This is a genomic window from Weissella sagaensis (assembly GCF_005405285.1).
GTDB classification, from domain to species: Bacteria; Bacillota; Bacilli; order Lactobacillales; family Lactobacillaceae; genus Weissella; species Weissella sagaensis.
Genome location: NZ_BJDT01000014.1, coordinates 6,457 through 20,657, shown reverse-complemented (window position 1 = coordinate 20,657; position 14,201 = coordinate 6,457). Strand labels below are relative to the sequence as shown.

Here is a 14,201-nt window from a genome sequence, read left to right as displayed (position 1 = left end):
GCCTGGACCTCGTTTATTCTTTTTGATTAAACTTTCGGGGTAGCTCCGGCCCCTCGCGGGGCTATCTAAAAACCACTCCAAAGTATTGACATTATTCCCAACATTCAATCAATTTAAGAAGTAAATCAATGGTAACCTTATAATTAGTATTAGGTAAAGATAGGAAAACAAAGGCAATAATAGCTGGTTACATTTATTTAAAAAAGACTTGACAAGAATGGTTTACAATAGTAAATTTATCTCAAGCATTTACGTTTACGTATGTAGACGATGAGGAGGTAAAGAGAATGAGTACAATAGTAGTTAACCCTCATATCACAAATGCTGAATGGGAAGTTATGCGTGTAGTCTGGGCGAATGGTCGAGTGACTAGTAAAGAAATCATCTCCATATTGAAAGAAAAAATGGACTGGAAACAAGCCACTATCAAAACGCTCTTAGGTCGACTGGTTGAAAAAGGCGTACTAAATACAGAGCAAGAAGGTAGAAAATTTATTTATACTACCAATATTGAAGAGAAAGAAGCCGTAGGAAATTATACAGACGATATTTTCAACCGTATTTGTCGAAAGAATGTCGGGAATGTAGTAGGGAGTATCATTGAAGATCATGTCTTAAGCTTCGATGATATCCAGCGACTAGAGGAAATATTAGAGATGAAAAAAGCTTTCGCAGTAGAAGAAGTGGATTGTCAGTGTACAGAAGGGCAATGCGATTGCCATTTACATCATCATGGAGAATAAGTGGCGAAAAAATTGGAGAATAAATCGTTTGCCATAGAAGGGGTTGAATCTGTAGAGGTTGATTTAGCGACTAAAAAAGCAGTACTTGAAAGTCAAACAGAGATTGATACCGAAACGCTCAATGTTGCTTTAGCAGAAACTAACTATTCAGTATTAAGTGCATAAAGTACGAACACCATTTATTCATAGATAGTAGATAGAGATAAAGTATAGAACCCTTTTCATGAGAATTATATGCAGTGTTAGATGAGAAAGTTCTAAAACTTTAAAATCAGTCTCTAATATAATAAGGAGGAATTAAAAATGAGGAATAACAAACAACATTCGTCACATAGTCAGATGGATCACGGCAAGATGAATCACAGTGAAATGGATCATAGTGTGATGGATCACAGTGAAATGGATCATGGAGGACACATGATGCATATGGGTGATATGAGTAAAAAGCTCAAAGTGGCTATCATTCTTATGATTCCGCTTCTACTCATTTCACCAATCGCGGGCTTTACTATCCTTAAATTCCCCGGAAGTGAAATTTTGCAACTTATCCTTGGTACAATTATCTTCTTTTACTCTGGGACTCCTTTTTTTAGCGGAGCAAAAGGTGAATTAAAAAGCCGTAAGCCAGCCATGATGATGCTGATTACAATGGGAATTACCGTTGCCTATGCTTATTCTGTTTATGCCACAATTATGAGTCTTAACGGACATATGGGCATGAACTTCTGGTTTGAACTGGCAACTTTAATTGTCATTATGTTGATTGGTCACCTGATTGAGATGAAAGCAATCATGGGTGCTGGCGATGCATTGAAAGATTTAGCAAGCCTTGTTCCCAAAAAAGCTCACTTAAAAAGTGGGAAGGATGTGGAGCTTTCAGAACTAAAAGTTGGCGATTTGCTTTTAGTGAAAGAAAATGAAAGAATTCCTGCAGATGGCCTTATATTAAGTGAAGCGCTCGTTGATGAGTCAATGATTACTGGTGAAAGCCGAGCAGTCAATAAAAAAACAAATGACCTTGTTTATGGTGGTTCCCTCAATCAAAACCAACCATTTGAGATGAAAGTCACAACCCTTGGAAAAGATTCATTTCTCAATCAAGTGGCCGAATTAGTCAAGAAAGCCCAAGCTCAAAAATCTAATTTGGAAAATATGGCTGACAGAGTGGCTGGTTACCTTTTCTATGCTGCACTTATTGTCGGTATCTTCTCATTAATTTTTTGGACAATTAGTTCTAACTTTAGTTTTGCTCTTCTTCTTGCGGTTTCTGTTTTTGTAATTGCATGTCCACACGCTTTAGGTCTTGCGGTTCCACTTGTTGTTTCTCGCTTAACCAGTATTTCTGCTAAAAATGGTTTATTAATTCAGAACAGAACCTCTTTGGAAAAAATAAATACAATTAAATATGCCTTAATGGATAAAACAGGAACATTAACTGACGGTAAGTTTATTGTCCGTAATGTTATTAATTTTACTGATGAAACAGACATTCTCCAAATCATGGCAGCACTTGAAGGAAGTTCCACTCACCCGATTGCTCAATCAATCGTTTCAGCTGCTAAACCTCTTGAAAATCTAAAAGTTGAAGCGGTTGAAAATATTCCAGGAGTTGGAATTAAAGGGCAAGTTAATCAAAACTTTTATCAAATTGTTAACTATAAATATCTTCGTGAAAATCAACTTTCTTATGATGAACAAAAGATTGATCAATATTTAGATTTAGGTTTAACTGTATCTTTCCTAATCAATGAACAACAAGATGTTTTAGGATTTATTGCCTTAGGAGATTCTCCTAAAGCAGACGCGAAAGCCTTTATTAATGGTTTATTAGCCCAAGGAATTACCCCTGTTATGCTCACGGGTGATAATAAAGAAACTGCTCAAAAAATTGCTAGTGCACTAAATATTCCCGAATTTAGAGCGGAATTAAAACCTGAAGATAAAGCAGAAATTGTGAAAGAATACCAAAAGAAAGCCGGCGTTCTTTTCATTGGTGACGGTGTCAATGATTCCCCAGCTCTTGCAACTGCTACGATTGGTTTTGCGATTGGAGCAGGAACTTCGGTTGCTATCAGTACCGCTGATGTCGTCCTAGTTAACTCCAATCCAAGTGACGTCCTAGATATGATTAATATCTCCAAACGTATGCTTAGAAAAATGAAACAAAACCTCTGGTTTGGAGCAGGCTATAACATCATTGCTATTCCTGTTGCAGCGGGTATTCTTTATCCATTTACAGGGATTTATATTGATCCTCTCATTGCAGCAGTCCTGATGTCAATCTCAACCGTGATTGTCGCAATCAACGCGATGGGATTGAGGTATGATAAAAAATAGAAGAGCACATGCTCTTGCTCTGGAAGCGTTTCATTCAATTGAATTGCCGGTGCGTATTACTATGATTTTTGGCGGATTATGCTACGATTAAATACATGGATAATTAAGAAGTTATTAAGCAATAAAGGTGAGCACTGGAGGTTAGCATGCAGACATTAATACAGACGTTTATAGATCGACGCGGGGATTTGCTGACTGCACTATGGCAACACTTGGGGATTTCATTAGCATCATTAGTCATCGCAATGGTAATTGCGATTCCGTTGGCTATTTGGGTCGTTCGACGACCACGGTGGGCCGAGGGATTATTACAGCTCACGAGTGTCTTACAGACGATTCCGTCTTTGGCACTGTTAGGGTTATTGATTCCGTTAGTTGGGATTGGAACGGTGCCAGCAGTAATTGCGCTGGTGATCTATGCTTTACTGCCAATTTTTCAAAATACTTATTTGGGTATCTCAGAAATTGACGCCTCAATTGAAGAGGCCGCCGATGCCTTTGGGATGTCACGAATGCGTAAGTTGTTTAAAGTTGAACTACCCATTGCCCTACCACAGATCATTGCTGGGATTCGGACCGCGCTCGTCTTAATTATTGGGACGGCTACTTTGGCCGCTTTGATTGGTGCTGGGGGTCTCGGGACCTTTATCATGCTCGGTATTGACCGTAATGATACCTCGTTATTATTGATTGGGGCTATCTCATCAGCATTGTTAGCAATTCTGCTGAGTGCGCTCGTTCGGTGGTTTCAAACGGCTAAACCACGCCACGCCTTAATTGTCTTTGTCGGTATTTTAGCTTTACTAGGTGGTGGCGGGGCTTATAGTGTTTATGCCAATCGAGTTGAAACAATTACGATTGCAGGTAAACTCGGTTCTGAACCAGAAATCTTGATTAATATGTATAAGCAGCTGATTGAAGCTGAAGATGAGCATGTTCATGTGACGCTCAAGCCTAACTTTGGCAAGACCACGTTCTTATTCAGCGCGTTAAAGAATAATCAGGTTGATATTTATCCTGAATTTACTGGCTCGGTGCTGGAGACCTTAGTTAAGGGAAATAACCCAGCTGGTCAAACAGCTAACCAGACCTATCAGCTCGCCAAACAGCGCCTCGCTAAACAGGAACAAATGACTTACTTGAAGCCGATGCAGTATAACAATACGTACGCATTGGCAGTGACTAAGAAATTTCAACAAGAACATCATTTGAAGACAATCAGCGACTTAACGCAAGTTGAATCGATTCTGAAACCCGGAATGACCCTAGAGTTTATTGATCGTAATGATGGCTTAAAAGGAATCAAGAAGACTTATGGGTTAGACGTGACTGCAAAGTCGATGGAGCCGGCGCTACGTTATGAAGCTATCAGTAAGGGGAAAATCAACTTGGTAGATGCCTATGCGACGGATAGTGAATTACGGCAGTATCACTTGGCCTTATTGAAGGATAACAAGCACTTCTTCCCAACGTATCAAGGGGCACCGTTGATGAAGACGAGCTTTGCCAACAAACATCCTAAGGTCGTTAAAGCGTTGAATAAGTTAGCAGGAAAGATTTCAGAAACTGATATGCAAGAAATGAACTATGAAGTCAATGTTAAGAAGCAGTCCGCTTCGACGGTTGCACATCGCTATCTTGTGAAGCACAGTTTATTGAAGGAGGGACGTTAAATGACAACGGCAATTGAATTTCAACACGTCCAGAAAGACTTTAATGGGCAGACCGTGATTCCCGACCTTAATTTAACGATTGACCAGGGTGAGCTATTTGTTTTGGTAGGGACTTCTGGGAGTGGCAAAACGACGTCACTTAAAATGATCAACTGCTTAGAGCCATTGACGGCTGGTAAAATCCTAGTTAATGGTACTGATACAACCACGATACCAGTCCGAAGTCTACGGTGGCAAATGGGGTATGTCTTACAGCAAATTGCCTTGTTCCCAACGATGACGGTGGCGCAAAATATCGCCGTGATTCCAGAAATGAAAGGGACAGCTAAGAAGAAAATTAATCAAACGATTGATGAGCTATTGGCGGAAGTTGGCCTCGATCCAAAGGAATACCGCGACCGAATGCCGTCAGAATTATCCGGTGGTGAGCAGCAACGCATCGGTATCTTACGGGCGATTGCGGCGCAACCAGATATTGTTTTGATGGATGAGCCATTTAGTGCGTTAGACCCCATCTCGCGGCAACAATTGCAAGACTTAGTCTTACGGCTACACGCCCGCTATCACAACACGATCGTCTTCGTGACGCATGATATGAATGAGGCGTTGAAGTTGGGTGACCGGATCGGTGTCATGCAACACGGTCAGTTAATACAAGTCGATACGCCGGCTGCTCTGGCTCAGCATCCAGTGAACGACTTTGTGCGGAACTTCTTTGGCGCGAGCCGAGCTAAAAATGTCTATGATGTCTACGTTGGGCGTGTAGGGCTTATTCAGGGTTATCTCACAGAAAAACCCAGTGTTGCGAGTGGTCGGATTCAATCGTTAGACGTTCAAGCCACGTTACGCACCGCCTTTACGGCATTGACAGATCACGATTATGTGGCGGTCACGGAAGAAAATCGGGTTGTTGGCTATTTGGATAGCCAACGAATCGTGGCTTACTTGAGTCAACATGAAGAAGTATCTTAATCGTCAATTAAGGATGAATCAGTTACACTAGGTTGTGATAATTGATGGTCGCTAATGAATTTAAGGAGGAATTTCGAATGGCGGAACAGTACGATGTTGTTGTGATTGGTGGCGGACCAGCCGGCAATGCCATGGCTAGCGGATTAAAGACTCAGGGCAAGATAGTGTTGATCGTTGAAGCGGATCTGTGGGGCGGCACTTGTCCTAACCGCGGTTGTGACCCTAAGAAAATCCTATTAAGCGCCGTCGAAGCGCGACAAGCAGCGCAACATTTACAAGGGCAGGGCCTGATTGGTGCGCCCAAAATTGATTGGCCAGCACTGATGGCGCATAAACGAGGCTATACGGATGGCATCAACGATGGGACGTTGAATGGACTAAAGGGGCAAGATATTGCGACGTTACATGGTCAAGCGCACTTTCAATCCGACAATCAGTTAGCGGTCGGGGATCGAGTAGTCAGTGCGACTGATTACGTGATTGCCACTGGTCAGCGTCCGGCGGTTCTACCGATTACCGGGAACGAATACTTTAAGACGAGCACTGACTTCTTAGATTTGGACCAAATGCCTAAACGCGTGACATTCGTAGGTGGTGGCTACGTAGGATTTGAATTGGCGACGATTGCGAATGCCGCTGGCGCTGATGTGCACGTGATTCATCATAATGACCGCCCGTTAAAAGCTTTTGATGCAGATTTGGTTAAGGATTTGATGGCCGCAATGACGGCTGATGGAATCACGTTTGACTTGAATACGGATGTCCAAGCAATTACTAAAACGGCGACCGGTCTACAATTGACAGCTGATAATTTCGAGCTGACAACGGATCTGGTCATCAGCTCAGCGGGACGGATTCCGAACGCGGACCAGTTAGGTCTAGCCAACGTGGGCGTTACCTTTGATCGGCATGGGATTCAAGTCAACGATCATTTGCAGACGGCCAACCCGCACATTTATGCCATTGGGGATGTCAGCGATACACCGGTACCGAAGTTAACGCCAGTTGCAGGTTTTGAAGCGCGTTATCTGGTCGGTGAGTTGACGCATCCCAGCGCAGCCATAAAGTATCCCGTTGTGCCAACGCAGGTTTTTGCAGCGCCCAAGTTAGCGCAAGTGGGGATCAGCGCGGCCGCGGCGACTGAGCATCCAGATGAGTATCGTGTCAATACACTTGATATGACGAAGTGGTTCACTTATTACCGCTTTGGCGCACAACAAGCCCAAGCTAAAGTAGTGGTTGCTAAAGCGAGTGGGCAGGTTGTGGGTGCTACCCTTCTAAGTGATGTTGCCGACGAGATGATTAACTACTTCACGTTGTTAATTGAAAAACACGTGACTTTACCAGATTTACAACGGTTGGTATTGGCTTACCCAACGCCGGCTAGTGACTTACAATATTTGTATTAATGTGTGGTTGAATTAAATCAACGTCCTCGCAAAGTGTTAAACTATGAAACCCCATATGAAGTATTTTTTGACAAACCGTTGCACTTAGTTTGACAATTCGTCGAACACAAAAAAGAGTATCCTGGTTATTTATTCTCTGAAACAGAGAATAAAGATATTTTTTTAAAATACTCAATTAGCAAAATCATAGAGAAACATGATGCACAATTGAACAGCGATAGTCTTTGGAATAACCCTGAAATAAAAGCGCTACAAGGAGTTACGCCCCAAATGATTCTTACAACTAATTATGATCTTTTATTAGAGAAGGTTTTTCGCAGTATGATTCATATATAGGCCAAGATTCAATAAAGAGTAATCTAAATGGATCTGGTGTAAACAGTGTGAGAGATGACCATCTAACCAGCTATTGATCCTATGTTGAAGGTTATGCAGCTAACGATGCTTCTAATTCGTCCACGACTGAGAACCCGATGAGACTTAACTCTCGTCGGGTTCTTTTGCGTATTGCGTGAACAATTTCCAAACCGCTCAACGTTGCACTAGCGGTTCGAATGCTTTGAAATCTTGCTGAGCGGACACGATGACGTTTAATGAATCGGTGGTCCTGTTCAATCAAATTATTTCGATATTTGGAACATTGGTGGGCTGATTTGCTAAAATAGTCTTGCTTTATCAGGTGCTTCACTGCTTTCAGTGTTGCCCGATATTGATCAGTGACTAATCGATCAGGCCGACCATTGGTCGTCAAGAGACGCTTCAAAAAGTGATAGGATGCGGTATAATCGCGGTGTTTTCGTAGCTCAAAATCCATGGTCAAACCGTTACTGTCAATAGCGCGATACAAATAGGCCCAACGGCCTTTAACTCGAATATAGGTCTCATCGATTCGCCAACTTTTAGCGTGAGCTGTTCGATGCCGACGCCATAGAGCCTTAAAGATGGGGCCATAGTGATGAACCCAACGCATGACCGTGGTGTGATGAACAGTGATACCCCGATCCCGAAGCAATTCAACGATGTCACGATAGCTGAGACTGAATCTGAAATAGTAGCCAACGGCTACTAAGATGATGTCCTTTTGAAAGTGGCGTCCCTTAAAGTGATTCATGCGCGCAATTCCTCGTTTCTTGGCACCCAGTATACTAAAATCAAGTCAGCGAGGAAAATTTGCACCAAAACCATATTAAAAAGTGACATAACTTAACAGTTATGGCCTCTTCTTTGATACTGTATAATTAAAGGGTTAGAACCGTGTCATTACTTAATGACATAAGTAAGGAGACAAAAAGATGAAATATGGCTATGCGCGGGTCAGTACCACTGATCAAAAATTAGCAAATCAAATTGAGTTACTAAAATTGGCAGGAGCAGAAAAAATCTTTCAGGAAAAGTTTACCGGCACAACTACTGAACAACCGGAGTTTCAAAAACTGTTGCGCGCTCTAAAAACAGGTGATACTTTGATTGTCACTAAGCTGGATCGGTTTGCGCGGAACACGCGCGAGGCATTAGACATTATCCAAGAGTTGTTTAAAGAAAATGTCAAAGTCAACATTTTGAATATGGGCTTAATTGACAATACGCCGACTGGCCAATTAGTCTTTACAATATTTAGCGCCTTTGCGCAGTTTGAACGCGATATGATTGTCACGCGCACACAAGAAGGTAAATTGTATGCCAAGCAACATGATCCGTTGTTTCGGGAAGGGCGACCGAAAATGTATTCTGATGAACAAATCAGATTTGCTTATGAGCTGCGAAAACAAGGCATGACCTACAAGATGATTGAACGAAAGACGGGGATTAGTAAACGCACGCAGCAGCGACGGTTTAAGTTAATTGAGAAACCAAGTGATACTTCTAAAATCTAAGACAGGTGAAAGATCATGAAAAAGGATATTTTAAATTATTTCCTATTTTGACTGATTTTTAATAATCGTGTGATGTCCCTAATAGTTTGATTTTTACCGTGTATAGTAAAGTGTGGTTCTGTTGCGAAGTTTGAAAATCAAACGCGCCCTCTCTGAACTCCAAATATCTTAGGCTGTTATTTCCATTAATACCTTGATTTCAGTAGACACCGAAAAGCCGAAGAGCGTTCCATTTCTTCGGTTCTTTTTATATATTCCTCGAATGGTCTCCATGCCCTTAATCGTGGAAGAGGCTGTACGGAGACTTTGATAAAATTTATTTCGTCGTTTAATAGGTCGATAGTCTTGTTCTATTAAATTGTTAAGATACTTCACAGTTCGGTGCTCTGTCTTAGTATATAAACCCACACTCTGTAACTTTCTAAAGGCGGAGCCAAGAGAAGGTGCTTTATCGGTCACAATTACTTTCGGCTCACCAAACTGTTTATGGAGTCGTTTTAAGAAAGCATAGGCTGCTTGCGTATCCCGTTTCTTTCGTAACCAGATATCTAAGGTTAAGCCGTCCGCATCAATTGCACGATAAAGATAATGCCAACGTCCCTTAATTTTGATATAGGTTTCGTCCATTTTCCATGAATAGAAGGATTGTCTATTTTTCTTCTTCCAAAGATAATAGAGGACTTTGCTGTACTCTTGCACCCAACGATAAATCGTAGTATGACAAACATTTATTCCACGATCATATAACAATTCCTGAACTTCACGATAGCTTAGATTGTAACGCAGGTAGTAACTAACAGCGACAATAATGATGTCTTTTTTGAATTGTTTGCCTTTAAAATGATTCATTACTCTGTCCTCTCTGTCTTTTTTCTCACTTTTACACTAAAATAGATTTTTGGGAAAACTTTGCAACAGAACCAATGATACCAAGGCAGAGTTACGATAATTAATTTTATCGTAACTTTTTTTGTATGAAAACGTATTTTTACACATGTCTAAATTTAAACTGTTGTAAAAATAAATATGTGGAGTTAGAATAGTTTATCGAGAAAAACATTTTTGGAGGGAATAAATGAAATATGATTTGACGAAAAAATCAACCAAAGGAGCGCAAAGAACTTTAAGAGCATTTTCGGATGCGATGTATAAGCTACTAGCGGAAAAATCGTATGACGATATTAGCATTAATGAAATTTGTAAGATTAGTAATTTTCCGCGGGCAACTTTCTATAACTATTTTGAAGATAAAAAAGATTTATTGAATTATTGTTGGTTATTATTCAAAGAAGAAAGCAATATTGAGCAGTATCATGACGTTGCTGACGAAAATCTTCAAGAATATATATTGGGTCAAATCTTTGAGGCCATGGATCAGCATCGGGAACTATTAACTCAATTAGCAAAGCATAATGCTAATAATAGTTCGATTGTGAGCAGCATTTATGAGTACTTTAAAAACGAGGCTATTACGATTTTAAAGCAAGATCTAAAAAATCAAACTTCGAAAGTACCACTAGAATTAGTAGCAAAGCATTATAGTAATACGATTTTGTTGGTACTTAAGTGGATTTTCATCGAAAATCATCCATTGTCTAAGAGAGAAGCGATGGAATATGTTGATGAGTTACTAGGGAAATAAGCATTAAGAGAAGAGTGAATTGATTAATTATAGATAGGAGAGAAGAGTATGAGTAAGTATATCAAACAAAACATTGCCAAGTTTGTGACTTGGATTATCGTTTTGATTTTAGGAATCGTAATGTTACCTAATATTTCTAGCTTAGTAGCTGAAAAAGGTCAAACCAAAATTCCGGATACGACTAAAAGCCAAGTTGCTAAAACCATCCAAAAAGATTGGGGCCACAAAATTAGCAATACGCGCCAGGTCGTTTTGGTCTTTAATAATGGTGACCAAGCCTTAACCCATAAGCAAAAAGATCGTATTAATGACACTATTGATAAAATCAAAGATAATAAATCTAAGTATGATATTAAAGGAGTTACTGCTCCTAACGATAGTGAGGCAACTAAGAAGCAATTAATTTCAAAAGATAAATCAACCCAGATAGTGCAACTAGATGTAGGTAAGCGGGATTCAGTGCGGAAGATGAATCAAAAGCTGGTTAAAGAAGTTAAGACGAGCGGAGTGAAAACTTACGTAACTGGTAGTGATATCTTAAATGATGATTTCTCGGTAGCTATTGAAGAGGGTCTTAAAAAGACTGAAGTTATTGCCATCGTCTTCATTTTGATTGTGCTAATTCTAGTCTTCCGCTCCCCAATTGTTCCTTTAATTTCTTTAGGAACTGTTGGACTATCTTTCATCGTCGCTTTATCAGCAGTGATGAATTTAGCTAAATATACAGGATTTACGATTTCAAACTTTACCCAAGTTTTCATGGTCGTTGTTATGTTTGGAATCGGGACGGATTACAATATCTTACTCTATAACCAATTCAAGAATGATTTGATTGAGGGAATGGATAAAGAAACTGCCACGAAGCATTCACTTAAGGTGGCAGGGAAAACGATTCTTTATTCAGGAAGTACCGTTCTATTAGGATTCTTGACTTTAGCATTGGCTAAGTTTTCCATTTACCGTTCGGCAACGGGGGTTGGAATTGGGGTTGCTATTTTACTACTAGCATTATTGACCGTTAACCCCTTCTTTATGTCACTACTCGGGAATAAGGTATTCTGGCCTAGTCATAATTCAAAAGAATCAAATCACAGTAAGTTGTGGGATTGGCTTTCAGGACACTCAGCTAAAAATCCATTGATTGCTTTAGGCATCATCGTAATTTTAGCAATTCCAATGCTGTTAACTTATAACAATAAACTTAATTATGATACAGTCGTTGAACTACCAGCTAATTATTCTGCTAAGCAAGGATTTAAGACGGTGCAAAAGCACTTTAGCAAAGGAACAGCGGAACCTACTACCATCTATATCAAGAGCAGTCACAAGCTTGATAATGAAAGTGATTTAAGAGTTATTGATAACTTAACCAACCAAATTAAAGGTATTGATGGAATCAAGACGGTTGCATCAGTTACTCAACCAGATGGCGATAAGTTAGATCAGCTTTATGTTAATGATCAATTGAAGATGTTGACTTCCCAAACAAGCAAGGCTCAAGCGGGCTTAAAAGAACTTCAAAAAGGTTTAACTGGTGGAGATTTTGATGCTAGTCAACTTGAAGATATCGGTGCTAAAGCGACCTTAATTGGGCAAGAGTTGAAGAGTATCCAATCAACTAGTGGTAGCTCTGTAAGTGGTCAACAATTGATGACGGCCTTACAACAAAAGATGGCAGCGGCTGGTCAACCATTATCACAAACACAAATGACGATTCTTTCTGGAGCAGCTAGCCAAGAAATGGCTTCAGTAAGTTCAATGCAAACTCGCCTTCAAGCAATTGCCACTTATACCCAAGCAATCGGTAATGATGCTCAAACTCTTGGAAATGAACTTAAGGGACAACAACAAAAAATGGCAACCGCTGGTGGCAGCGTTGGTAAACTAAATGACGAGCTATCTGAATCCAATAATTACTTGAAAGAACTTCAAGATTCATCTGCATCTAACACATTATTTGTGCCTAAAGCAGTGTTAGAAAGTGATACATTTAAAGATTCAGAAGATGTCTACTTATCTTCAAATAAAAAGGCCGCTAAGATCACGGTGGTCTTAGATTCAGATCCATTAACTGCTAAGTCGATTAAAAAAGTTGAAATTCTGCAAACGATGATTAACAACAATATCAAGGGAACCTCATTGAAGAAAGCTTCCGTTTCGATTGGCGGTCAGACTTCTGAAACTTCTGATACATCAAGTATTGCTAATCAAGATTTCTTACGTAGTGCAGTAATTATGTTAGTTGGAATTACACTTGCATTGATGTTAGTAACGCGCTCTATCTTACAACCATTCTATATCATTGCTTCATTGCTACTAGCATACGTAGGTGGACTAGGAATTACACGCTTTATTAGTAGTACATTCCTTGGGGAAAATCTATTAGGATGGAATGTACCTTTCTTCACCTTTGTAATGTTGGTTGCCCTTGGAGTAGATTACAGTATCTTCTTGATGATGAAGTACCGTGAATTTGGTAACGAGGATGCTGGAGATCGAATTGTTAAATCAGCAGGAATTATTGGAGCGGTGGTAATTTCAGCTGCAATTATTCTAGGGGGAACATTTGCTGCCTTAATTCCAGCAGGAGTTCTGACCTTGACACAAGTTGCTGTTGGGGTAATTAGTGGTCTGGTTATACTAGTCTTCTTAATTCCAGCAATGAATAGTAGTTTAATTCGTTTAACTTATCCAAGAAAAAATTAATCATAAAGTCGTAACTCAATTTGGGGTTACGGCTTTTGGTTCTGTTGCGAAGTTTGAAAATCAAACGCGCCCTCTCTGAACTCCAAATATCTTAGGCTGTTATTTCCATTAATACCTTGATTTCAGTAGACACCGAAAAGCCGAAGAGCGTTCCATTTCTTCGGTTCTTTTTATATATTCCTCGAATGGTCTCCATGCCCTTAATCGTGGAAGAGGCTGTACGGAGACTTTGATAAAATTTATTTCGTCGTTTAATAGGTCGATAGTCTTGTTCTATTAAATTGTTAAGATACTTCACAGTTCGGTGCTCTGTCTTAGTATATAAACCCACACTCTGTAACTTTCTAAAGGCGGAGCCAAGAGAAGGTGCTTTATCGGTCACAATTACTTTCGGCTCACCAAACTGTTTATGGAGTCGTTTTAAGAAAGCATAGGCTGCTTGCGTATCCCGTTTCTTTCGTAACCAGATATCTAAGGTTAAGCCGTCCGCATCAATTGCACGATAAAGATAATGCCAACGTCCCTTAATTTTGATATAGGTTTCGTCCATTTTCCATGAATAGAAGGATTGTCTATTTTTCTTCTTCCAAAGATAATAGAGGACTTTGCTGTACTCTTGCACCCAACGATAAATCGTAGTATGACAAACATTTATTCCACGATCATATAACAATTCCTGAACTTCACGATAGCTTAGATTGTAACGCAGGTAGTAACTAACAGCGACAATAATGATGTCTTTTTTGAATTGTTTGCCTTTAAAATGATTCATTACTCTGTCCTCTCTGTCTTTTTTCTCACTTTTACACTAAAATAGATTTTTGGGAAAACTTTGCAACAGAACC

12 protein-coding genes are annotated in these 14,201 nt (G+C 39.9%); 9 read left to right on the top strand and 3 right to left on the bottom strand.

The window, feature by feature from the left end:
• Positions 1–287 precede the first annotated feature (287 nt).
• The 6 genes from FFM55_RS09455 (at position 288) to FFM55_RS09430 (ending at position 7,134) form a co-directional block, all read left to right on the top strand.
• Complete coding sequence (locus FFM55_RS09455) at positions 288–743, top strand: CopY/TcrY family copper transport repressor (RefSeq protein ID WP_075269766.1); 456 nt, start codon at positions 288–290, stop codon at positions 741–743.
• Positions 744–908: a heavy-metal-associated domain-containing protein gene (locus FFM55_RS09450; RefSeq protein WP_231467341.1), complete on the top strand. Its 165-nt coding sequence runs from the start codon at positions 744–746 to the stop codon at positions 906–908.
• A 174-nt stretch (positions 909–1,082) separates the two neighbouring features.
• Positions 1,083–3,080 (top strand): heavy metal translocating P-type ATPase, encoded by a 1,998-nt coding sequence (locus tag FFM55_RS09445; protein ID WP_231467344.1) that lies wholly within the window; start codon positions 1,083–1,085, stop codon positions 3,078–3,080.
• 146 nt (positions 3,081–3,226) lie between these two features.
• Positions 3,227–4,753 (top strand): ABC transporter permease/substrate-binding protein, encoded by a 1,527-nt coding sequence (locus FFM55_RS09440; RefSeq protein WP_137600993.1) that lies wholly within the window; start codon positions 3,227–3,229, stop codon positions 4,751–4,753.
• Positions 4,754–5,725: an ABC transporter ATP-binding protein gene (locus tag FFM55_RS09435; protein WP_137600992.1), complete on the top strand. Its 972-nt coding sequence runs from the start codon at positions 4,754–4,756 to the stop codon at positions 5,723–5,725.
• Between the two features lie 77 nt (positions 5,726–5,802).
• Positions 5,803–7,134 carry a dihydrolipoyl dehydrogenase family protein gene (locus FFM55_RS09430; protein ID WP_137600991.1) on the top strand — a complete coding sequence of 444 codons (1,332 nt, stop codon included), beginning with the start codon at positions 5,803–5,805 and terminating at the stop codon, positions 7,132–7,134.
• A 427-nt stretch (positions 7,135–7,561) separates the two neighbouring features.
• Here FFM55_RS09430 and FFM55_RS09425 read toward each other — a convergent pair whose 3' ends face one another.
• Entirely contained in the window at positions 7,562–8,245 is a 684-nt protein-coding gene (locus FFM55_RS09425) for an IS6 family transposase (RefSeq protein ID WP_137600990.1), read from the bottom strand.
• Between the two features lie 181 nt (positions 8,246–8,426).
• Here FFM55_RS09425 and FFM55_RS09420 point away from each other — a divergent pair, with 181 nt between their 5' ends.
• A complete protein-coding gene (locus FFM55_RS09420) occupies positions 8,427–9,008 on the top strand; it encodes a recombinase family protein (RefSeq protein WP_137600989.1) in 582 nt (193 codons plus the stop codon).
• A 168-nt stretch (positions 9,009–9,176) separates the two neighbouring features.
• Here FFM55_RS09420 and FFM55_RS09415 read toward each other — a convergent pair whose 3' ends face one another.
• Entirely contained in the window at positions 9,177–9,857 is a 681-nt protein-coding gene (locus FFM55_RS09415; RefSeq protein WP_137600987.1) for an IS6 family transposase, read from the bottom strand.
• 226 nt (positions 9,858–10,083) lie between these two features.
• On the opposite strand from FFM55_RS09415, the gene FFM55_RS09405 reads away from it, so the two are divergent.
• Together FFM55_RS09405 and FFM55_RS09400 are read left to right on the top strand one after the other, a co-directional pair.
• Complete coding sequence (locus tag FFM55_RS09405) at positions 10,084–10,650, top strand: TetR/AcrR family transcriptional regulator (protein ID WP_014123534.1); 567 nt, start codon at positions 10,084–10,086, stop codon at positions 10,648–10,650.
• A 48-nt stretch (positions 10,651–10,698) separates the two neighbouring features.
• Positions 10,699–13,356 carry an MMPL family transporter gene (locus FFM55_RS09400; RefSeq protein ID WP_137600988.1) on the top strand — a complete coding sequence of 886 codons (2,658 nt, stop codon included), beginning with the start codon at positions 10,699–10,701 and terminating at the stop codon, positions 13,354–13,356.
• Positions 13,357–13,447: 91 nt separating this feature from the next.
• Here the strand turns inward: FFM55_RS09400 and FFM55_RS09395 are convergent, their stop codons facing one another.
• Complete coding sequence (locus tag FFM55_RS09395; RefSeq protein WP_137600987.1) at positions 13,448–14,128, bottom strand: IS6 family transposase; 681 nt, start codon at positions 14,126–14,128, stop codon at positions 13,448–13,450.
• Positions 14,129–14,201: the final 73 nt, after the last annotated feature.